This is a genomic window from Lactobacillus bombicola (assembly GCF_900112665.1).
Classification (GTDB): Bacteria; Bacillota; Bacilli; order Lactobacillales; family Lactobacillaceae; genus Lactobacillus; species Lactobacillus bombicola.
On the sequence record NZ_FOMN01000001.1, the window covers coordinates 278,314 to 300,022 of the forward strand.

At 31.7% G+C, this 21,709-nt stretch carries 18 protein-coding genes and 1 tRNA gene; 8 read left to right on the plus strand and 11 right to left on the minus strand.

What is annotated here, in order from left to right; genetic code table 11:
• Positions 1-122 precede the first annotated feature (122 nt).
• Positions 123-1,730 carry an SNIPE associated domain-containing protein gene (locus BM203_RS01350; RefSeq protein WP_228150122.1) on the plus strand — a complete coding sequence of 536 codons (1,608 nt, stop codon included), beginning with the start codon at positions 123-125 and terminating at the stop codon, positions 1,728-1,730.
• A 64-nt stretch (positions 1,731-1,794) separates the two neighbouring features.
• On the opposite strand, the gene BM203_RS01355 is transcribed toward BM203_RS01350, so the two are convergent.
• Positions 1,795-2,361, minus strand: a complete 567-nt coding sequence (locus BM203_RS01355) for a DUF5067 domain-containing protein (RefSeq protein WP_090092147.1) — start codon at positions 2,359-2,361, stop codon at positions 1,795-1,797.
• A gap of 156 nt (positions 2,362-2,517) precedes the next feature.
• Here BM203_RS01355 and BM203_RS01360 point away from each other — a divergent pair, with 156 nt between their 5' ends.
• Complete coding sequence (locus tag BM203_RS01360) at positions 2,518-3,822, plus strand: hypothetical protein (protein WP_090092149.1); 1,305 nt, start codon at positions 2,518-2,520, stop codon at positions 3,820-3,822.
• Between the two features lie 332 nt (positions 3,823-4,154).
• Positions 4,155-5,267, plus strand: coding sequence for a site-specific integrase (locus BM203_RS01365; RefSeq protein WP_090092151.1), 1,113 nt, complete (start codon positions 4,155-4,157; stop codon positions 5,265-5,267).
• Positions 5,268-5,340: 73 nt separating this feature from the next.
• Here BM203_RS01365 and BM203_RS01370 read toward each other — a convergent pair.
• From BM203_RS01370 to BM203_RS01380, 3 genes are all read right to left on the minus strand, one after another.
• Positions 5,341-5,429: transfer RNA gene (locus tag BM203_RS01370), tRNA-Ser, on the minus strand.
• Between the two features lie 93 nt (positions 5,430-5,522).
• Complete coding sequence (locus BM203_RS01375; RefSeq protein ID WP_090092153.1) at positions 5,523-6,731, minus strand: ABC transporter permease; 1,209 nt, start codon at positions 6,729-6,731, stop codon at positions 5,523-5,525.
• The gene (locus BM203_RS01380; protein ID WP_090092154.1) at positions 6,724-7,620 is read right to left on the minus strand and encodes an ABC transporter ATP-binding protein; all 897 of its coding nucleotides are present in this window, start codon (positions 7,618-7,620) and stop codon (positions 6,724-6,726) included. Before BM203_RS01380 ends, BM203_RS01375 begins: the two co-directional genes overlap by 8 nt.
• 621 nt (positions 7,621-8,241) lie before the next feature.
• On the opposite strand from BM203_RS01380, the gene BM203_RS01385 reads away from it, so the two are divergent.
• Positions 8,242-8,496 (plus strand): helix-turn-helix transcriptional regulator, encoded by a 255-nt coding sequence (locus BM203_RS01385; RefSeq protein ID WP_090092156.1) that lies wholly within the window; start codon positions 8,242-8,244, stop codon positions 8,494-8,496.
• Between the two features lie 521 nt (positions 8,497-9,017).
• Here the strand turns inward: BM203_RS01385 and BM203_RS01390 are convergent.
• Together BM203_RS01390 and BM203_RS01395 are read right to left on the minus strand one after the other, a co-directional pair.
• Entirely contained in the window at positions 9,018-9,377 is a 360-nt protein-coding gene (locus BM203_RS01390) for a hypothetical protein (RefSeq protein ID WP_090092157.1), read from the minus strand.
• Between the two features lie 345 nt (positions 9,378-9,722).
• Positions 9,723-10,214, minus strand: a complete 492-nt coding sequence (locus BM203_RS01395) for a hypothetical protein (protein WP_090092159.1) — start codon at positions 10,212-10,214, stop codon at positions 9,723-9,725.
• Positions 10,215-10,495: 281 nt separating this feature from the next.
• Between BM203_RS01395 and BM203_RS01400 the strand changes: the two genes are divergently transcribed.
• Positions 10,496-11,128, plus strand: coding sequence for a helix-turn-helix transcriptional regulator (locus BM203_RS01400; RefSeq protein WP_090092160.1), 633 nt, complete (start codon positions 10,496-10,498; stop codon positions 11,126-11,128).
• Positions 11,129-11,271: 143 nt separating this feature from the next.
• Here BM203_RS01400 and BM203_RS08405 read toward each other — a convergent pair whose 3' ends face one another.
• Positions 11,272-11,418: a hypothetical protein gene (locus BM203_RS08405; RefSeq protein ID WP_159428278.1), complete on the minus strand. Its 147-nt coding sequence runs from the start codon at positions 11,416-11,418 to the stop codon at positions 11,272-11,274.
• A 495-nt stretch (positions 11,419-11,913) separates the two neighbouring features.
• Here BM203_RS08405 and BM203_RS01405 point away from each other — a divergent pair, with 495 nt between their 5' ends.
• The gene (locus tag BM203_RS01405; protein ID WP_090092245.1) at positions 11,914-12,468 is read left to right on the plus strand and encodes a phosphatase PAP2 family protein; all 555 of its coding nucleotides are present in this window, start codon (positions 11,914-11,916) and stop codon (positions 12,466-12,468) included.
• Between the two features lie 245 nt (positions 12,469-12,713).
• On the opposite strand, the gene BM203_RS01410 is transcribed toward BM203_RS01405, so the two are convergent.
• On the minus strand, positions 12,714-13,544 hold the full coding sequence (locus BM203_RS01410; protein WP_090092162.1) for a DegV family protein: 831 nt from the start codon (positions 13,542-13,544) through the stop codon (positions 12,714-12,716).
• Between the two features lie 237 nt (positions 13,545-13,781).
• Here BM203_RS01410 and eno point away from each other — a divergent pair, with 237 nt between their 5' ends.
• Positions 13,782-15,068 carry a phosphopyruvate hydratase gene (gene eno / locus BM203_RS01415; RefSeq protein WP_090092165.1) on the plus strand — a complete coding sequence of 429 codons (1,287 nt, stop codon included), beginning with the start codon at positions 13,782-13,784 and terminating at the stop codon, positions 15,066-15,068.
• 148 nt (positions 15,069-15,216) lie between these two features.
• Positions 15,217-17,490 carry an HAD-IC family P-type ATPase gene (locus tag BM203_RS01420; RefSeq protein WP_090092166.1) on the plus strand — a complete coding sequence of 758 codons (2,274 nt, stop codon included), beginning with the start codon at positions 15,217-15,219 and terminating at the stop codon, positions 17,488-17,490.
• A 529-nt stretch (positions 17,491-18,019) separates the two neighbouring features.
• Here BM203_RS01420 and BM203_RS01425 read toward each other — a convergent pair.
• From BM203_RS01425 to recJ, 3 genes are all read right to left on the minus strand, one after another.
• Positions 18,020-18,544 (minus strand): GNAT family N-acetyltransferase, encoded by a 525-nt coding sequence (locus tag BM203_RS01425; RefSeq protein WP_090092168.1) that lies wholly within the window; start codon positions 18,542-18,544, stop codon positions 18,020-18,022.
• 202 nt (positions 18,545-18,746) lie between these two features.
• A complete protein-coding gene (locus BM203_RS01430) occupies positions 18,747-19,274 on the minus strand; it encodes an adenine phosphoribosyltransferase (protein WP_090092169.1) in 528 nt (175 codons plus the stop codon).
• A 93-nt stretch (positions 19,275-19,367) separates the two neighbouring features.
• The gene (gene recJ, locus BM203_RS01435; protein ID WP_090092246.1) at positions 19,368-21,653 is read right to left on the minus strand and encodes a single-stranded-DNA-specific exonuclease RecJ; all 2,286 of its coding nucleotides are present in this window, start codon (positions 21,651-21,653) and stop codon (positions 19,368-19,370) included.
• Between the last annotated feature and the right edge of the window lie 56 nt (positions 21,654-21,709).

The window sequence follows — 21,709 nt, forward strand, 5'->3', positions numbered from 1 at the left end:
AAAAAAGCCTTCAAGACTCGGGTCGAATTTGAATCTTGAATGCTAATATAACAATACGCTTAAAATGATAACGCTTGCTATATATAATTTTATCATAGTTTTTAATGCTAAAAGAGGTAAAAATGAAACAAAAGCACTGTGGAGTATGCAGTAAGAAAATAAACTTATGGTCGTCACAATATATTTTAAAAGATGGCATAATTTGTAATAATTGTGCTACTAAAACTCAGCTTTTGAAAAAGTCAAGCCAAGCTAAAATGAATGATTATTTTCAATCTCATACAATTGCTGAAATAAACAACTTGCTTAATATTCCAAACCAATCTTCAAATAGTGAAAACCAAAAAGTAAGCGATTCTTTAAATAAAGCAAATTCTTTTTTTGATATTTTTCATGTTCGAGAATTAAAAGAAGAAATTATAAACCTAAAGACTGAAAATGCTAATTTAAAGAAAGAAAATGAGCTTAAATTGAGCGTTCAGCAAATGAAACCTGTTGAACTAGATGCTCTTATTGAAAAAAAGAATGCTGAATTAAGTAAATTAGATAAAGAAATTAATACTAAGCAGAATAAAGAAAAACAACTTACAACTACTATAAACTCACTGTATACCAAGGTAGACGAATTAAATAACCAAATTGTAGACTTGTCTGAGGAAATAAATTACGAAAGCTATGGTCTCTATAAACCACGTTATGAATTTTCGAATTCAAGTACTTATAAAGGTAAACTAACTGAAGTTCGGTCTAATCAAAAAACAATGATTCGTAATGAAATAGCAGCCGAAATATTTGAGCCCATGACCATGAATGGCTCTTCAGCTAAGGGAAAATCCATGCAGAAGAAAAATATAAAACAATTACTTCGCTCTTTTAATGGTGAATGTGAAGCTGCCATTAACAAGGTAACAAAATCTAATATTGAAACAATTGAAAAAAGAATAAATACTTCATTTGTTCAGCTGAATAAATTAAATGAACCAAATGGTATTCGTCTCACCCCTGACTATCTTGATAGCAAATTGGACGAAACTCATATTGCGCTTGAATATGCATTGAAAAAAGAAGAAGAAAAAGAACAGTTACGAGAGCAACGTGAACGAGAACGTGAGGAAAAGAAACTACAACGTGAAATTGCATCAGAACGTGCTAAATACGAAAAGGACGAAACTCACTTTACTCAAGCAAAGGATCGCATAACTGACAAATTAAGCAACACTACAGATACAGCTGAGATGTTAGCTCTTAAACATCAATTACAAGAATTACAAGATAAACTTAATGATATTCGTGAGAGAAAAGAAAAATTACAAAATAGAGCAACTAACCCCACAGCTGGTTATGTTTATATAATTTCTAATATTGGTTCATTTGGTAAAGATGTATATAAAATCGGAGTAACTCGTAGATTAGACCCAATGGATCGCATTAACGAATTAGGAAATGCTTCTGTACCATTTAAATTTGATGTTAATGCTTTAGTATTCAGTGAAGATGCATTTAGCTTAGAATCTAGTTTACATACTTACTTTAAAGAATATCGTGTTAATCGAGTAAATAAACGTAAAGAATACTTTAAGGTACCTATGAATAAAATCAAGGAAGTTCTTGCTAAGCATAAGGAATTAACCTTTGATTTTAATGAGTATCCTGATGCTTATGAATATCGTGACACCTTGTATATTGAAGAGCATGAAAAAGAAAAAACAGCTACTAGAGCTGTAATGTAAAATATTAAATAATTTTTCAACAAAAACTGCCGTGCTTTTCAGCACAGCAGTTATACTACTAAATTTAATTTACTCCAAGCTTGTTACTTTGAACTGTAAACTTTCCAAGTTTGAATGTTTTTTGACCAATTTTGGGACCATTAACACCTTTGGTAGCTTTCAAAGTAACGGGAATCTTATTACTATCAAGGTTATAGGCAATAGCACCTTCGAGTTTTCCACCTTTTTTTATGGACTTATTTTGATTATTCAAGATTTTACCAGCATAGTTCAAAGGTGTTGAACCAACTTCTAGTTTGCCATCTGTATTTTTATTATCTTGATATGCATTGAATACGGCCAACCAAGAAGTTGTGATATCTAATTTCTTTTTACTCTTATTTTTCACAATATATTCAAAAGCTATTTGATTTTTGTCCTTAGAAGTTAATCCCTTAAAAAACCTAACTTTTGTAATAGTTATATCTAAATCACGGATACTTGCCTTTTCACCATCAAAATAATACTTTGGCTTAGGTTTAACTGTGGATGTTTTAGATTGATTATTACTCTTGTTAGTAGAGGAACTAGAGCATCCCGCTAATGACAAACTTGCAACCACAGCAGAAATAATTGTAACAATTTTCTTCATTATGTACTCCTTCAAAAAAATGATTATTTCATATATATAATTATTATATATATAATTATTATATTTGATTGAAAATATAAAGAAAAGAGTAATTTTGTCCACAATGCCAGCGACACTAAACCTACGGCAAATTATCTATTGTTAGGAGGAAATACATTGGAACAATATGATGTACTTGATATTCCAAGTAATACAAAGTATTGGTTTATTCGAGCAAACAGTAAAGCTCAATACTATGAAGATTTTAGATTAAATAATTATATTGCAGTTGATTCTAATTCTTTTTCTTTAGAAAGATTATTAGATATACCCGAACCCTTACGTAGCTCAAAAGATGCCGTAAAAGAGGAATATAAACAGTTGTTTCAAGAAAATGACTTAAATATATTTGAACAACGTATAAAAAAGGAACATTTATCTGAAACTATAAAAAAGAAAGAAAAAACTGCAGAACTAAGACGAAGCACTAATAGGGCAAATAGAGTCTTTAACTTTGTTGAAGAAATTAAAATTGGTGACTTTGTTGTAATTCCATATACGTCAGCTGAAAAATTTTTAATAGGTACTGTCATATCTGATTGCTTTGAAAAAGATATAGAGCATATTGAAGATCTAGATGAAAACAATGAATCTACTTACCCCATATCAAATTTTGAATTTAAAAGAAGAATTTTATGGATCAAAGAATTACCAAAAAGTAAATTTCCCGATAAATTATCTTGGATAGAAAATGCACACCAAAGTCTTTTTAATATAACTAAATTTGGCAACGACATAAATCCATGCATAACTCCAATATATAAGTATAAAGAAAAAATTTATGCCCGTATGGGGGTAAACACTACAAGCTTCATTAGTTCAAGCTCTTGGTTAGAGTATCAACTGGCAATGAAAGATATTCTAGGGGAAAATCTCGATAATGTTTTTCAAAAGCAATACGTTCAATCCCCAGGTCATATAATTTTGTATGTAGAACAAAATCTTTATTGGTTACTTCCATTGATTTGGAGTTGTTTGTTCGGTAACGTTAAATTCGGTCATGGCGATTTCCAAGTAAGATTTCAAGGAGTATTTAAATTTTTTTCTAAAAGTGGAAAACGTGAACGACAGCTTGATCTAAAGGAAAAAGAAGCTAAGATAAACAATCTTAATGCAGATACTCTAGCTAAATTAAATTCTTCAAGTAAAGAATCTGAAGAACTAGAAAAGAAAATACTTAAATCAGTCAGCGACTCAATAGATAGTAAAAAGAAAGAAAAAGAGACAAAAATCAGATTTCTTGAAAAAATTTCACATAAAAAAATCGACTATCCCCCAAGCATGGAAAATGTCGATAATAGTAATATAAAAAAGAAATTTAAACTTTCAAATGAGGATTTAGGCTCTGTAATTCAATATGACAGCCAAAAGGATAATTTGATTTTTCAAGAGGATAAATTCGAAAAAGAAGAAGAGAAATAAAAACAATTAATGATAATGATAAAGTGGAATAATATCCAAAAATAAATTTAATTAGTTCGGAAATGAATTTATCAGCTGATAGCAATATGACATAACCCCAAACTATTTGAAAATATTTCATTTTTTTCTCCTTCCATAGTACTATTCTTAAGTAATTATGTTTTACGAAAATATAAATGTCAACAAATATCAAACTATCCTAAGTATTATTTTTAATAAAGAAGCCCCTAAGAACTTGCTTGGAACCAATTCTTAAAGGCTTAATCAGTATAGACAATTAGCCAAAGCTTTTTGTCTACCCTATTTTAGCAAATTAATAAGGAAAAATGAATATGGCACATTTAGAAAAACGCGGCGACAAATGGCGTGCGCAGGTATCGTGGTATGATAATCTGGGCAAGCGAAAATTTAAAGTAAAAAGCGGCTTTGCTACTAAAATGCAAGCTCGTAAATGGGCCAATGAAATCGAAGTAGCCAAGGATCAGAACCTAATTTCGAATCAGGACCCTATCTTTGCCGACTATTTTAAAGATTGGTACCTAAGATATAAGGCACCAGGCAAAACTCATGGCACCGTTAGTCGGTACGCTCATATTCACGATATTATCAAAGAGAATTTTGGCAATATTAAATTATCCAAAATGACTAGAGCTAAATATCAAGATTTTCTCAATGTCTATGGTAAAACCCACGCTAAGGATACTGTTCAAAAGACTAATGGTAGTATCCGTAGCTGTATCAAAGATGCTATGAGTGAGGGCTTGTTAAGAACAAATTTTACCGAGCGAATAAATTTAACCTGGAATGATGATAAAACACGTAAGATTGAATATCTTAACTTTAAGCAGGTTCAGCAATTGAAAGAATTACTGCTTACTGACATTAAACCTACATACGTTAGTAGATATATGCTGTTAACAATAATATACACTGGTATGCGGCCTGGTGAAATTAGAGTGCTAACTTGGCATGATATTGATTTTAAAAATCAAGAAATACATATTACGAAATCCTGGGACTACGATAGCAAAAAAGTTGTTGACTACGATTCAGATGAAATCAACAAGGAAACTAAAAATAAGTCATCGACACGTGTGATTAAAGTCGACCAAAAGCTACTAGATATTTTAAGTCAATTAAAAGTCAATAATCATGAAAGATTATTCATCGACAAATTTGGTACAATTCCAACATCTAACGCAGTCAATAAAACATTGAGAAAGCAATTAGATAAACTGGGCATAAAGAATAAAAGTTTCCACTTCCACAGCTTGCGGCACACTCACGTGGCTTTGCTACTATTTAAAGGAGTTGACCTCTACTCTATTTCAAAGCGTCTAGGGCACTCAAATATGAGTATCACAGCCAACACTTACGCTTACATGTTAGATGAATTGAAGCAAAAGTCAGACAAGCAGATTGTCAGTATTCTTGATGAAATTTAATACTTTGGATACCTTTTGGATACCTTAAGTAAGCAAAAAGCCTATAGTATCAGTCACTATAGGCTTTTATAAAAGGAGAGTACAGGATTTGAACCTGCGCGCCAAGGAAAACTTGGTTCGCCGGATTTCGAGTCCGGTGCATTACCACTCTGCCAACTCTCCACAACAATCATAATTATACATGATATTGGCAAAACTGCAAAATTAATTTTACAATTTTGCCAAATTTGTTCTTATAATTGTTATCCATTTTAACTATGACTTCTTTAATTTTTGCCAAAATGGCTTACTATCGTTTTGCAACATTAACCGTTTATATGATTTGCCAACAGAAAATACTAATAAACCAATGCATCCAATTAAAATAAGTAAAGAAAAGGCACTCTCCCAATTATTAGCCGTTTTAGTAATTAAGCGTAAAGGCATGAAAAACGATGAGAATCCAGGAATAAAGGATAAAAAAACTATAATCGGATTCTTTAGTGTACTGATATTGCTTGATATTAATCCAATAAATAAGATAACAAATGAGAAGTAAGTAACTGGCTGTGCAGCTTTTGAAGCATCTTCTGTCCGTTTGACCACTGCTCCACAATATGCCGCCAAAATCATGAATAGAATTATTCCCAATAAAAGATATACTAGTTTAATTCCTAAAAGACTTTGGACAATAGCTCGGGCGTAAGCTAATAAATTAGTTTGCGCCATAAAAGGAGCAGCTTGCGGTATATGTTTAATCATTTCTAGCCCAGTAGCTCCAATGATTAAATAAATCAATAATTGAAAAACTACAAGCCCTAAAATACCAGTAATTTTTCCAGTGAAATATTTAACGGCAGAAATGCTTGAAAAAATAACCTCAATTATCTTTGTCCCTTTATCAGCAGCAATTTCTTGTGCGGTAATATTAGTATAAATACCAACGATAACAAACATAATTCCAAATATAGTCGATAAAAATAGATGAGGATCTTCACCGAGATTAATGGTCATCTTCTGCAAGTGCTCGCTTAATACTGGAGTCAGATGAGTCTGAGATGAGTTTAGTTTAGAATCTTTCTTGCTACGCTCATTTTGAAGTTGTTTCAGGTATTTTACTAATCTCTTTTTAAACTTTGAATCAATTTTCTTAGTACCAAAATAATCGGCTTGAATTTGACCACGTTTAACTTCAATATCAACATAACCGTCAATATCAACATTTTGTAAACTCTTTTTAGCAATTGAAACTGTTTTGATAGTGTCATCAACGTAATCTTCAACATTAGCTTTTACAAAAGGTTTACTTATCTCCGGATTATTGCTGACAACAGCATAAGTGTCACCCATGCTGTTAATAATGAAGTATTCGGTTCCAAATGTAACAGCTAAGAGCAAAAGTGGTACTGAAAATAACATCACGAATGACCATGATTTTACTTGTTTGCAAAATGTGTGCCAAACAACAATAGCAAATTTACGCATTCTTCTCACTCGCTTTCATCCGAAAAATTTCAGCTAAAGTTGGTGCTTGCTGCTGATATTCTTCAATATACTGATCTTTTGTCAAAGCTGCAAAGACTTCCGGACCGCTTTTTTCGTCATCTATTCTTAATAAATAGCGATTATTTTTCCTCTGCTCAACAGTTTGAACATGTGGCAATTTAATTAGTTCTGCTAGCGGTGTAGCTGTTTTGACAAGAATTTCATTTTTAGAAAACGAATTTCGAACTTCTTCAACCGGACCTTTTAAAACTACCTGGCCTTTTCTGAGCATCAAAAGTGAATCGCAAATTTCCTCAACATTCACCATATCATGACTTGAATAAATAATAATAGCTCCATTATTCTTAGCGTCTAGAATTGCCGTTTTTAGTAATTCCGTATTAATTGGATCAAGCCCACTAAATGGTTCGTCTAAAATAATTAATTTTGGTTGATGAATCAAAGTACAGATCAGCTGTACTTTCTGCTGATTACCCTTTGATAAAGTCTTTATTTTGTCAGATTTATTTCCATTAACCTCAAAGCAATCTAGCCAAGCATCGATTTTACTTAAAATATCTTGCTTTTTCATCCCTTTGAGTTGAGCATAATAAATAATTTGATTTTGAAGCGTCAACTCTTTCATCAAACTGCGCTCTTCAGGTAAATAACCAATTTGATCAAAATTATCTTCAGTTATCTGTTTATTTTCCCAGGAAATCTTACCGTCATAGCTAATAAAGTTCAAAATACTATGAAAAGTTGTAGTTTTACCAGCACCATTTTGACCAATTAGTCCTAAAATTTTACCTGGTTCAGCTACAAAATCAATATCATCTAGTGCGACCTTGTCATCAAACTTTTTACTAAGATGTTCAATTTTCAGCATATAAAACCACCTTTTTAATTTTTTCTAAATAATTGATTTATAAAATAAGATAGAGCGTTTTCCTTTTTTATTAGAATTGTTGCATCACCCTTCATGCCGTAGTGAATATTTTCGCCTGCTTAGCTGATAATTTAGTTTGAATCTCAACATAGGATGTATAAATTGGATGTATAAATTAAAACTTCCTTTTAAATAGCCATCAATTTTAAAAATGTATCTCTTATTCCAGTTTGGTCAGAATTTTGGTTTTTCCATTTGAAAATGTGAGAAAATATATCTTTCAGGACTCCTATGACGCAATCTTAGTTTGTAATGAAACACTTTACGCCAAATATTTTATGCTTGAAGCAAGTATTTTTTCAAGCTAAGTTTCTAAGACATAGTTCAAAAGACTCTATTTAGAAGGATTTTTTGATCATTTATAGTTAAGCCAAAAATAATTATTTTTGGCTTAATCAACATCTATTATCAATTTGTACCCAGACCTAACAACAGTCTATGAATAATTGGTAGTTAGTGCTAGGTACAAATTATTAAGACCAAACTGATTTTTAAATTTAACTGAAAAATGGTTTAATATATATTTATATGTATATGGAATTTTGAAAAGGTGGTTTAAAAATGAAAATAGGTTTAAAAATTAAGTTTTATCGTACCAAAAACAGGCTTACTCAAGAGCAACTTGGCAATCAACTACTTGTATCAAGAAAAACAATTTCAAGCTGGGAAAATGATCGTAGTGTGCCTGATCTCGAAACTTTATTAAAATTAAGCGACATTTTTAATATTACTTTAGATTACGTACTGCACCAAGATATTACTAAAACTCAAAATATTAAGACACAGTATTATATTGGTATATCCTCCACTCATTAACATAGCTTTGTCTGTCATCTATTTACTATTATTCAATGACTGGGCTCGTTTTCAGCAAAAAAAGAAACTAGTTTTATTACTAGTTTCTTTTTTCTTACTTTTTAATTCTGTCATTATAATATCCAATAATTATCTTATTGCCTCTTCCTCAAATATACCTTCACATAACCTGGAAACCTTATTTGATGCGAAGACCCTTGCCCTCACCCAGTCGAAAAGCAAGATGTCGACCCTTTAGATGCCGCCTAGATATGTTAGAACTAAGCAAGTTCTATGGTAACTTTTTATTTTCTAATCAGGGCAAGTGTCCAACTTCATTCTATAATTTAGGAAAAACATTTTGAAGATTTCTAATTAATTTTCCAATAGTAATTAAAAATCTATAGCATCATTGTCGCTCTTTTAACCCCACTATTAATTTTACCTAAATCTTTGTTATTGCAAATGTAAAATTTACTTTTATTTAACTTGTTCATTATTTGTTTCTCTCATATTCAATTTTTTACATACTTATCAAAAAACTAAGAATGGTGGTTAATAAACAATTTTTGAAGGCCGACACCTATCGCACTTGCTACAATCCCCAGCAGAACTACTAACCCTACATTTATTTTAACTTTTGAGAAAGACTGAATTACTTCTATTCCAGCTATTGCAATAACTAGTCCTCTTAAACCAGATACTATCATACTTGAATGTTTAATTTGTTGGGTATACATACCATTATCAATACTTTTTTTCAATAAGTGCTGATAAATAAAAATATCAGCAGAAGCTATAGTTAGAGATACTAGGGCAATTAAACCACTTTTAAAATCATTTTTTTGTAAAAAAATTGCGTTTGGAATTGGAAAACAAAAAATTACAATCGCCAGTGGCAAGAGATTACCCTTTTTTAAAGCAGAGCTAGGATCTGACCATTCTTTCAGATGATGATAAATATCTTTTAACGCCTCGAAAACTTTTTCTTGTTTTTTCGTCCTCTAATTCCTCCTAGTTTGAACTTCTAAGATTATAATATCTTATAATCAAAGTTGGCATTTTTTCAAGCTAAGTTTCTAAGATATGCATTAGAGCTTGATTTATTAAGTCATGTAGAAATTGCTTAATAAATTTTTTGAAAAACGGATTATTATTTGATGCAAAAGAATTTAAGCAAAGACAAACAATTATTATTAACATTTTTCTCGCGATTTTTGAAACTTATTCGAAAATTCAAAGTAACATTAATTTTCCCAACAGTTTTTCTTTATTAAAAAACAAACTTGAAGTCCATCTCCTATTAAGCTAGCTATTATTGAAAATATTAATACTGACCAAAGATTAAATTTCATTTTAGTATAAGTACAAATTGAAAGCATGATACTAACAATAATCAAGCTCATTCTTATAGATGTATTAATTAAAATCCATCTTTTCATTGAATCGTTGATATTATTAGCGTTAATTTCTTTAATGATAGCACATTGATAACAAAAGCCAGTCCATATTTCTGCAAATACATCAAAAACAAAAAGTGGGCCCATAACACTTACAGATTCGTTACCCCCATAATTAAAATTTAAATCTTGCAATACCATGAAAACACAGAACCATAAACGGGAATCGAATTTTAGAAAAGTATTTTTTTTCTCTAATTTATCCATATTTAATCTTTTCCATTTAGAAATATGGTTATGGATATCCATTAAGCTTTCTATAATCCCGTTTTTTTTCATTTTAGTCTCCCCTCTTCTATGCACCCAAACAATTTTTTAAAAAAATATTTTCAATAGTATGATATTAAAAGTTATTACTTGATGTACTCTACAGTAAGCCATAAAAATGATTTCTAAAAAAATATCATCTCAACAATTGGTACTGAAAAAATCACAAATAATTAATATAAAATTTATCTTTTATAATTTTTAAATATTATATTGTCTTTTTAAACCAATAATGCTTGAATGTCATTATGTATGTACACATGATTTAAATTTTTTAATAGAAAGTCATAAAGATGGAATTAGGAGACAAAATTAAACATTATCGTATTAAATATGGTCTTACACAAGAACAATTGGCTAAAAAATTACTAGTTTCTCGTAAAACAGTATCAAGCTGGGAAAATGATCGTAGTACACCAAATATTGAAATGCTTTCTAAACTTTGTAGTATATTTGAAATTTCACTTGATGAACTAGGTAGTATACAAGATACAAAATTAAAAAAAGACAATAATGTAAAAAAGAAAAATAAGCCGTTAACCGTTATACTATATTTATTATTATGTGCATTTGCCGTAATGACTTATCTGAGATTTTTTGGATTTAAATTGATTATTAAATATACTCCATTTATAGCTTTTATAATCAATATTGTTTATCTTAATTTTTATTCTGAATGGAGTAAATTTTCTAAACCAAAAGCACTTGTCTTTCTTTTATGTTCTATTTTTGTTTTTCTTATACTAAATTGCTGTTTATTATTTAAAAACAACTACCTTTTTTCTTCTTATTCGACAGATTATATAAATAATATTTTAGTTACTTTAGCTTCAATTACATATGTTTTGATTACCACATTTATTATTACAACAATAGTTTTTTTTAGTCCTTTTAATATAAAAAAACTCACAAAAAATAATTTCTAGCCTACTTCTCTCTTAGATTAATCAACTTTTTCATTAGACAATCTTTGCTATAAGTCTATAGGTAACAGTAATATGTTTTTATTAATTTTAAGTAGAACAAAATTATTTTTGATTATAATAAAAACCCCTTAGCTTTAATTTCTTTAGTCTTTGATACTTCTGAAAAAACCCATGTATTTATGTATGTATTTATTTAATAAATTTGTTTCAGAATGTTTGCCTCCGCGTATTTCAATTAAATCCGCATTTTTTAGCAAATAAAATTGTATTTTTTTTGTTGCATTTTTCATAATTAATTCCTCTCTTAAATTAATATTATTTTAAAAAAAGTTAACTAAATAATCTAAAAAATCGTACTTTCACAAAACTAAACAAAAACAAGTTAGAGTAATTCAGTAAAACTGTTTCTTGTTTTTTCATCCTCTAATTTCTCCTATTTAGACTTTTAAGATTATAATATCTTATAATCAAAGTTGGCATTTTTTCAAGCTAAGTTTCTAAGACATGCATTAGAGCTTGATTTATTAAGTCATGTAGAAATATTTTTTCCTAGGAATATTCAATTACATTTGACTAAATTTTTAAAATTAATTGTTTATAATTCTAACTAAACCAATAACAAGTTAATGACAAAAAAAATTTATAACTAGCAATTTTCTTAATTTTTACTCAAGAGTGTACTTTAAAGTATATTGAAACCTCGGTAACTGTTAAAATACAGTCAAATAAAGTTAAAGTTTGATAGGTAGGGATTTATCTTGTATTTAAACATCTGGGTTGCAATTATGTCCGCTCTAATACTGGTACTACTTATTTTTAATGTTAGAAACTCACGTCGATTTAATCTGTTTGACCATTGGCTCCATCACAAATTAGTTGGGCAACATGATGGTTTTAGCTGGCAAATAATTACTTTCATCAATGATCCAAAACTCTTAGTAGTTTGGGATATTTTTTTGGCTAGTTTCCTAATTAATGAAGAAAAGAATTTAGCCGCACTTTGGGTTTTATTTACTCTTGGTTTTACCGATTTAAGTGGGCTGCTATTAAAAAAGTGGATGCACCGCAAGCGTCCACTCATGCACTCCAGTCTTGAAGACGGTTATAGTTTTCCTAGTGGTCATGTCTTAGGAACTACTAGTATGATCTTAATTATTTGGGAAATTTTTGGAACAAAATTTGGTAATGGGTTAATAATTACACTAGCTGTCATTTGGATAATGGTAGTGATATCAAGGATTAGTTTGAAAGCCCACTATCCTTCAGACGTTATTGGTGCAACTTCTTTAGCTGTCTTCTGTTTTACCTTATCACAGCAAATTTTTCTTGCTTTTTTATAAATACCAAATTATTAGAACAATAATACTATCTTAGCTAAATAGCATAAGACATATTTCATAGTATCGGATACGATTTATGGCTTACTTCTTAAGGTTTTACTCAAATTGGTCTTTTACTAATCGCCAAAATTACTATCAATGTATCTTAACCGTCATTTTTTTAAAGTGTAATAAAATAATTACCAAAAAAGCAGTTCACATCGCTATCACATCGCTATGTTGAACTGCTTTTCGCTATTTAAAAATTACCGCTCATCGAAACCAACCATTAAACTACCGGCTTCTGCGTAAAAAGTACACAGACCATGCATTGGTCGAATTATTATTTCTGCTTGCGGATATGATATGAGAATTTTTTCTTTAAGTACTTGCGCATCTTTTTCATTATTACACTGATCAATGATTACTCGCCCACCTTGATAGTTCATTTCATTCATCAATTTTAATATTTCATTTAAAGAACGCTTCATACCACGTACTTTAGCAATTGGTTCCAATTTCCCTTGCTCACTAGCTGTCCCAACAAGATTGATTTTTAACATTTTAGCTACTTTAGCTACTGCCATACTTACACGACCGTTTAAAGCTAAATTATGTAGGGATTGTAGCACAAACAATAAGTGTGTATGCGTTTTGTATTCCGAAATTTTTTGTTCTATATCTACAAACCTAGTTTGATCATCAACCAAGCGTTCAATTTCACGTTGAATCATTGAAACCTCTGGTCCAGCAGTTCTAGAATCAATAACGATGACCCGACTATTAGGATTATCTTTTTCATATATCTGCTTTGCTTGATAAGCTGAAGAAAAACTACCACTAAGTCCACTAGTAATTGTTAACATAATTGCTCGGCTACTACCTTCTATGGCTTTAAGCCACTCATCGATACTTGGACAAGATGTCCTTCCCTCTTCGGTATTTTTCGCCATTGAATCAAGAAAATCAGCCATATTTAAATGTTGATCATCTATAAAGTCTTTACCTGAAATTGATATTGTTAAAGGAACGACTGTCAGTCTTTCACTTATCTTTTCATTAGCACTAGAATCGATTATTAATTTTACTTCTTCCATTTATTGAATATCCTTATTAAAAATAAACCAATCAAAGTTAAGATTGTATAGTTAAATAATAATGCAAATCGACTAAAAAAGCGAATAAATGCTTATAAAATTTTTAATACTAGAAAACGGTTACAAATGTTTACATAATCACAAACTTAGGCTAAAATTTGTCATGTAGACTTGGAGCTCTGCTCCACTAATGTATGTACTAATTAGTACAGCATTTATTATTTAGGAGGTTTTTAGATGTTAAAATCAGTCATTGAAAATGTTCATGCACTGGAAATCTATGATTCACGTGGTAATCCAACTGTTGAGGCATTTGTTACGCTTTCAAATGGTGTTGTAGGCAAGGCCGAAGTTCCATCTGGTGCTTCAACAGGTGAAAACGAAGCTGTTGAATTGCGTGATGGTGATAATCGTGTTGGCGGTAAAGGTGTTGCCAAAGCCGTTGAAAACGTTAATACTAAGATTGCCGAAGCTTTAAAGGGTTTAGATCCTCACGATCAAGCAAATATTGACCGTGTTATGATTGAATTAGATGGTACCCCTAACAAGGCTAAGCTTGGTGCTAATGCAATTTTGGGTGTATCAATGGCTACTGCTGCTGCTGCTGCTAAAGATACTCATCAACCTTTATACCGTTACCTTGGTGGAACTGACCTTGAAATGCCTCAAACTTTCCACAACGTTATTAACGGTGGAGAACACGCTGACAACGGTATCGATGTTCAAGAATTCATGATTACCCCAGTTAAAAAGACTTCATTCCGTGACGGTTTTGAAAAGATTGTTAACACTTACCACACATTAAAGAAGGTTCTTGAAGACATGGGTTACGAAACTGGTCTTGGTGACGAAGGTGGTTTCGCTCCTAACATGAAGAACTCTGAAGAAGCTTTGCAAGCTTTACACGATGCTATTGTTAAGGCCGGTTACAAGCCTGGTGAAGATATTGCAATTGCTTGTGACTGTGCTGCTTCATACTTCTACAACAAAGAAGATGGTAAGTACCACTTTGAAGGTAAAGTCTTTGACGACGATCAATTAGCTGAATACTACGACAAGTTACTTGATGAATTCCCTGAATTAATTTCAATTGAAGATCCATACGATGAAAATGATGTTGAAGGAATGATTAAGTTTACTCAAACTCACAAAGACAGAATTCAAATCGTTTTAGATGACTTCATTTGTACTAATCCTCAACTTTTAGCTAAAGCTATTAAGGAAGGTGCTGGTAATGCATCATTAATTAAGTTGAATCAAATTGGTACTGTTACTGAAACTTTGGAAACTATTCGTCTTTCACGTAAGAATGGTTACAACACCATGATTTCTCACCGTTCAGGTGAAACTGGTGATACTTTCATTGCTGACTTCGCTGTTGCAATTAATGGTGGTCAATTGAAGACTGGTGCTCCAGCTCGTTCAGAACGTGTTGAGAAGTACAACCGTTTACTTGAAATCGAAGAAGAACTTGGTGCAGGTGAACGTTTAGCTACTTTCCCACATAACGTTAACAAGGACTAATTAGTCTTATCATAAAAAAGCTTGCTTATAAGCAAGCTTTTTTTGTGCCCTATTTGTTGTAAGTAAAACCATTCCGTTTTATTTGCTAGAAAACGGGGCATATTTATGCTAACTTAAATAAAGAATTACTTGTTAAGGAAGGAAAATTATGTCTGAAAAAATTGCTAGCTTAAGTCAAGCCGAAGCAGATGAATTACTAACAAAAAATGGGTTAAACGAAGTACCCGAACCTCAATTTAACTTTTTTAAAGAATTTTTAGCTAAATTATGGAATCTATCCGCCTGGATTTTAGAAGCTGCCTTACTTCTTGAGTGTCTTTTAGGTAAATGGATCCAATCTTTTTTCGTTTTATTAATGTTACTATTTGCTGCTTGGAATGGTGCTTCAAAGAAAAAGCAGTCTCGCCGTGTTTTAAACACTATTTCTCATAAATTAACCCCGCTGGTATCAGTTCAACGCGATGGAATTTGGAAAACTATTGATTCCAAATATTTAGTTCCAGGCGATTTGATTAGTATCCAATCTGGCGATGTGCTAGCGGCAGATGTTCAAATACTTGATAGCCCAGTTTCTTTTGATGAAAGTTCTATTACGGGTGAAGCAAAAACCGTAAAAAAGAACATTACAGATATCGCCTTTGCGGGTACAACTGTAACCGAAGGAAGTTCCCTAGCTCGTGTAACCGCAACTGGGGCAAATTCACGTTCTGGGAAAACCATTAATTTAATTAATAATTCAGCTGCTCCAGGTCACTTGCAACAACTATTAACTAAAATTATTTATTATCTCTGTATCCTTGATGGAATTTTAACTTTAGTAATCGTGATTGCTTCCTTCTTTAAAGGTGGTGATTTAAAGAATTTAATTGATATGCTACCATTTTTGGCAATGATGTTTATTGCCTCCATACCTGTTGCGATGCCTTCAACCTTTGCCCTCTCCAATTCCTTTGAAGCTACTAGATTAAGCAAAGAGGGGGTTTTGACATCTGATTTAACCGGTATTCAAGATGCAGCTAATTTAAATTTAATTTTATTAGATAAAACTGGAACAATTACCGAAAATAAAACAGCTGTTTCTCAATGGACTAATTTTAGTGAGATGAGCAATGATACGGTATTAGAACTTGCTTCTGCCGCCATTGATCAAAGAAATAAAAAAATTATTGATACTGCGATTACCGATTATATTTCCAACTGCAACTTACAGATTAAAACTAGTAAGGACTTTACTCCTTTTACCTCTGCAAGAGGCTATTCAATGGCCAATGTTGATAACCATAATGTTAAATTAGGGTCATTCAAGCAATTATCTTTAATTGATTCAACTGCCCTAACCAAAGTTAAAGATATTGATTTTAGTTCAGGACGATCAGTTGCTGTGTTAATTGATGATATTTTAGCGGGAGTATTTATTTTAGAAGATAAAGTAAGATCTGACTCAAAAGCTGCTCTAGCTGAACTTAAAAAACGTGGTGTTCTGCCAATTATGCTAACTGGTGATAACCAAAAAACCGCTCAGGCTGTTGCAAAACAAGTTAACCTAAGCGGAAAAGTTATTTCTATTCATGATTTTAATGATCAAACTGATATTCAACATCTTGCTGGAATTGCTGACGTGTTACCAGAAGATAAATTACGAATGGTCAAATTTTTTCAAGAAAAAGGTTATATTGTAGGAATGACTGGGGATGGTGTCAATGATTCCCCTGCATTAAAACAAGCCGAAGTTGGAATCGCTGTTTCAAATGCAGCCGACGTTGCCAAACGATCCAGTAAGATGGTTCTTCTTGATGATGGCTTAACATCCATTGTTAAAATTCTAGACGCTGGACATCGGGTATATCAGCGAATGACTACCTGGTCGTTAACAAAATTAGCTAGAACTGCTCAACTCACTATGCTACTTACTTTTGGCTATTTATTTTTCGATTATATCCCTATGGCCTTAAATGCAATGGTTATTTATACCATTATGAATAACATGGTTACAATGATGATTGGTACTGATCGCACCCACATCACTTACCGACCAGAAAATTGGGATATGGCTAAGTTAGCTAAAATTGCTTTTTCACTAGCATTCGGCTGGACCCTAATTGGCATAGCAGGTATTTGGTACTTAAATAACCATAACTTTAGTCATGGTACTATTTCAACTATGGTCTATGTATATCTAGTTTTAAGTGCAATGTTTATTATTTTAATAACTCGGACAAAGCATTACTTTTGGCAAGACTATCCTTCTAAAGCCGTTGGATTAACGCAAATGGGAGATATTATTCTAACAATTGTGCTTGCACTAAGCGGAATTGCGATGACTCAGATTAATTGGATAAATTTGCTAATTACTATTTTTATTAGTTTAATAGCAGCAATCTTAATTGATTTATTTTATCAACCAATTATGAAAAATAAATAACTAAAACTGAAGTAGATCGCTCCAAATATCTCTTGTGATAAGTTTGGGAGCGATTTTTATTGTCTCTCAAATATGAGCTGCTTCTTGTTGCCTCTTTAATAATTAAAAAAGCTGAGCACGCCATTTTGACGTACTCAGCTTTTAAAGATTATCAGGCGTTCCTGACTATCCTCGCCTAATAAAATATGTTTGTATATGTGTTTGTATATGTGTTTGGTTATAAAAATTAAAAATAGGAAAAAATATTTAATTAATCAGGAAATTTAATTAGTTTATTTAAAATTTGAATCATTAACATAAATCATAATATATCAATGACCCTCTAACCACCCCCTTAAAATTGTTGATTTTATCGAGTTATACGGTTTTAATTTAATAAGCTTTAACTGTTTTATTTTTTGCAATAAATCAATATATAATTTGTATTTTAGTAGTTATTGTTTAAACAGTTTATTTAAATATACTACAAAACTAGCTAAAAAAACAACAATAAATTAAAAAAGATTCCCAAAGTTAACGGAACCTTTTATTAATTATTACTCTTTAATTCATACACATAAGATGTTTCATTTGGTCTATATACACCATGCAAAGTACCTACTCGAGTAAAGCCCATCTTATTAATTAAATGTTGCATTGCCTTATTATCTTCGTGAGTATCAATGCGAATTGAATCAATATCTGTTCTATTATCGAGAATATAATTAATAACAGAACTTAATAATTCTGTTGCATAGCCCTTCCCTGCATAATTTGAATGGATTGCTACTCGATGAATAACTACATATTTATCAGTATTACATAACCACTGGCCAACTAACTTATCGTAAGCATGATCAGGAGCGTTTACAATAGAAATTGCCCCAATTGTTTCACTATCTGCTGAAGAAGCTAGGTATGCTGAACCATGTTCAATATCCTCTTTAATTTGAGCTTTAGAAGGATAATCTCCTTGCCATTGATCAACTCCTCTTTCAGCTAACTGGTTAGCGCCATCTTTCAAAATCGTCATAATTTGGTCAAAATCGGCCATGGTTGCTTTTCTTAATTTCAAATTATTATGCTCCTTTTTTGAGATACCGTCCCATTATAAATACTTGAACACTATTTGTAAAAAGATTTCGTCCTAAAATTAAAAAAAGTTTGCGATGATTACGTTCTGTTTAAGAAAATTAAGTTGATCCCTACTTTTAAATACCAGAGTCCTATAAATAAAAGGCTTGATACACTTGTGCATCAAGCCTTTTTTATTGTTCTTAAGCTCCGTGATACTGAACAAGAGAAAAGACATCTAAGCCTGGCAACTTCTCTTTACCCTTTAAATCAGGTAGTTCAATATAAAAAGCAGCTCCTACTAGTTCGCCACCTAGTTCTTCAACAAGTTCCTTACATGCTCTTAAAGTTCCAGCCGTAGCAAGCAAATCATCACAGATGACTACTCGTTGTCCGGGTTTAATTGCATCTTTATGCATTTCCAAAATATTGGAACCATATTCTAAATCATAGGATGCGCGCTCAACTTCACGTGGTAGTTTCTGTGGCTTTCTGGCGGGAACAAAACCTAAGCCCAATTCAGTTGCTACTGGACAGCCAACAATAAAACCGCGTGCCTCAGGGCCTACAATTACATCAGCCGCTCTACTTTTAGCGTATTCCGCCAATTGGTGAGTAGCTTCTCGAAATAACTTCCCATCTTGCAAGATGGGTGTAATGTCGCGGAAAGTAATTCCTTTATTCGGGAAATCCTTGACACTTGCAATATGATCTTCAAAAACGTTTGCCATAAGAAGAAAAAAACCTCCAAATTCAATTGCTTGCTACAGCTTATTTGACTTATCTATTCTACCAGACTTTTATCTTAAAAGCATTAAATGCTATTAATTATTGTTCTTTAATTGCTGATTAACATACATTAGCAACTTTTCACTTGGCATTTGTCGTAATTGTTGAATAAAATTAAGCTGTGATTGAATAGCACAAAAATACTTTGAAGCAGTCAAGGCTTTTTTTTCTGGATTTTTAATACCCCAAATTTTATTTTGCTTAATTGTAATAAATTTTAATTCATAAAAAACACGCATAATAAATAGTATATTCTGATAATCAATACCTAAAAATGGTGCCACCTGTCGATATTCATTAATTTCTAATCCTGGATGCTGGTATACATATTTAAGAAGTACTTCAAAATATTTCTTTGCCGGCATTAATTTAATTGGTAATTGATCTAGCAGAAAGCGTAAATAAAGCTGTTTATAATTTTTACTCAAGGCTTGATCCAATTCAACCTGATTATGAGGTGTATCGAGAAAGACCACAACTTCACGATCACTGTCATTATCATATTCATCAATTAGGGTGATTTTTTTAGAATCAATATCAAAACTATTATTTGCCACTTCTAAGTTTTGCTTGTCAAATAAAAGATAGCGATCAGCAAAGCCCATTATATGCTTTTCTTGACGCAAATCAATTACTGGAGTTGAAAACAAAAATTTAGGTGCTGAAAAAACAATTCCCTCGATTATTCCCTGTAATTTAACTTGATTACGATAATTATTTTCACCAAGTTGGATAAACAATTGGTTTATATATGGTAATAAACCTTTAGTTATGTATTTTTTATTAAAGCCCACTACCTCTAATTTATTATTTTTTTGGCTTAATGTTAATTTAATATGGTTCTTATCCTTACCCATAAAAAAGCAACTGCTGATTTCTAAATTAGAAATACTGAAAATTGGCTTTACATTGTCAGTTCCATAGGGTCCAACTTGATTAATTTGGTGCATAATATCAAGAGAAAGATGCGTAAATGGTAATTCAAAATCATAATACTTAACTACTGTACTTTCATGAATATCGTAACTAGCTTCAAATTCGGTTCTAAGGGTAGCAATTTTGCTTTCTTCCATTGATAGCCCACAAGCAAAGTCATGACCACCAAATTTAAGAAATAAATTTTGTTTTAAGCTATCTAACGCATTAAAAATATTAAAATTTGCAACTGAACGCCCTGAACCTTTGATAATTCCTGCTCTATTTTTAGTTAAAATAATTGTTGGCTTATGTAACTCTTCGGCAATTTTATTAGCCACCAGTCCTAAGACACCTTCGTGAAAGTCAGCAGAATAGATAACAAGTGTTTCCCTTGATTGCCAATTATTGACTTTAACTTGCTGTAAGCATGCCTTATATACTTTAGCTGTTAAATCTTTACGCTGTTCATTAAGGTTTTCAATCTTATCAGCTATTTTTTGCGCTTCAGCTTCACTTTCACACAACAATAGTTCAACTGCCAAACTAGCATTATCGAGTCTTCCCACTGCATTTAATCTGGGAGTAATATTAAAGCCAACATCATTCTCATCAATTTGACCACTTTGCAATCCTGAATTTTTAATTAGTGCCTTCAGCCCAGGTCTATCGGTTTGATTTAGTACTTCTAAACCACGTTTGACAACAATGTGCCCCTCACCTGAAACTTTCACCATGTCACCAATTGTGCCAATCATCGCAAGCTCTAATAATTCAGGCATCGGATCTTGCATCAATTCACGACAAATTGTATAAGCAACTCCCGCACCACAATAATCATCAAACGGATATTTTTGTCCCGGATAGTTGCAGTGCACTAGGGCATAACAATCAGGTACATTTTCTTGCATTTTGTGATGATCCGTAATTATGGTATCAACACCCTTGTACTTGGCATAAGCTACTTCTTCTACTCCAGTAATACCATTGTCAACGGTAATAATTAAATTAGTCCCATTAGCAACTATTTTCTTATATGCCGCTAAATTGGGCCCATAACCATCTTCAAAACGATTAGGAATAAAATAGTGCACATCAGCCCCTAAAATTTCCAGTGTTTCCATCATAATAGCAGTAGCTGTTATTCCATCTGCATCATAATCGCCATAAATAGTTATTTTTTCATTATGCTCAATAGCTAAATTAATACGTGCGACTGCTTTAGCCATATCATGCATTAAATTAGGATCAGCTAAATCTTCCTCGGTAGCATTTAACCAATATTCTAATTTCTCTACTGTATTTAGATTACGTAATGCAAACAATTTTGCAGCAATGGGTTTTAGCTGATATTTTTCAACTAATTCAGGAGCTAATTCTTTACTAGTGCGCTCTTTCCACTTTATCATTTACTTAATTATGCCTTCTCTAAAATAGTAAAATTCCAAAGTTAAATATTGCG

Coding starts and splice junctions, on each gene's coding strand:
- BM203_RS01350 (WP_228150122.1), top strand. CDS start 123: ATGAAACAAAAGCACTGTGGAGTATGCAGTAAGAAAATAAACTTATGG.
- BM203_RS01355 (WP_090092147.1), bottom strand. CDS start 2,361: ATGAAGAAAATTGTTACAATTATTTCTGCTGTGGTTGCAAGTTTGTCA.
- BM203_RS01365 (WP_090092151.1), top strand. CDS start 4,155: ATGGCACATTTAGAAAAACGCGGCGACAAATGGCGTGCGCAGGTATCG.
- BM203_RS01375 (WP_090092153.1), bottom strand. CDS start 6,731: ATGCGTAAATTTGCTATTGTTGTTTGGCACACATTTTGCAAACAAGTA.
- BM203_RS01380 (WP_090092154.1), bottom strand. CDS start 7,620: ATGCTGAAAATTGAACATCTTAGTAAAAAGTTTGATGACAAGGTCGCA.
- BM203_RS01385 (WP_090092156.1), top strand. CDS start 8,242: ATGAAAATAGGTTTAAAAATTAAGTTTTATCGTACCAAAAACAGGCTT.
- BM203_RS01395 (WP_090092159.1), bottom strand. CDS start 10,214: ATGAAAAAAAACGGGATTATAGAAAGCTTAATGGATATCCATAACCAT.
- BM203_RS01400 (WP_090092160.1), top strand. CDS start 10,496: ATGGAATTAGGAGACAAAATTAAACATTATCGTATTAAATATGGTCTT.
- BM203_RS08405 (WP_159428278.1), bottom strand. CDS start 11,418: ATGAAAAATGCAACAAAAAAAATACAATTTTATTTGCTAAAAAATGCG.
- BM203_RS01405 (WP_090092245.1), top strand. CDS start 11,914: ATGTCCGCTCTAATACTGGTACTACTTATTTTTAATGTTAGAAACTCA.
- BM203_RS01410 (WP_090092162.1), bottom strand. CDS start 13,544: ATGGAAGAAGTAAAATTAATAATCGATTCTAGTGCTAATGAAAAGATA.
- eno (WP_090092165.1), top strand. CDS start 13,782: ATGTTAAAATCAGTCATTGAAAATGTTCATGCACTGGAAATCTATGAT.
- BM203_RS01420 (WP_090092166.1), top strand. CDS start 15,217: ATGTCTGAAAAAATTGCTAGCTTAAGTCAAGCCGAAGCAGATGAATTA.
- BM203_RS01430 (WP_090092169.1), bottom strand. CDS start 19,274: ATGGCAAACGTTTTTGAAGATCATATTGCAAGTGTCAAGGATTTCCCG.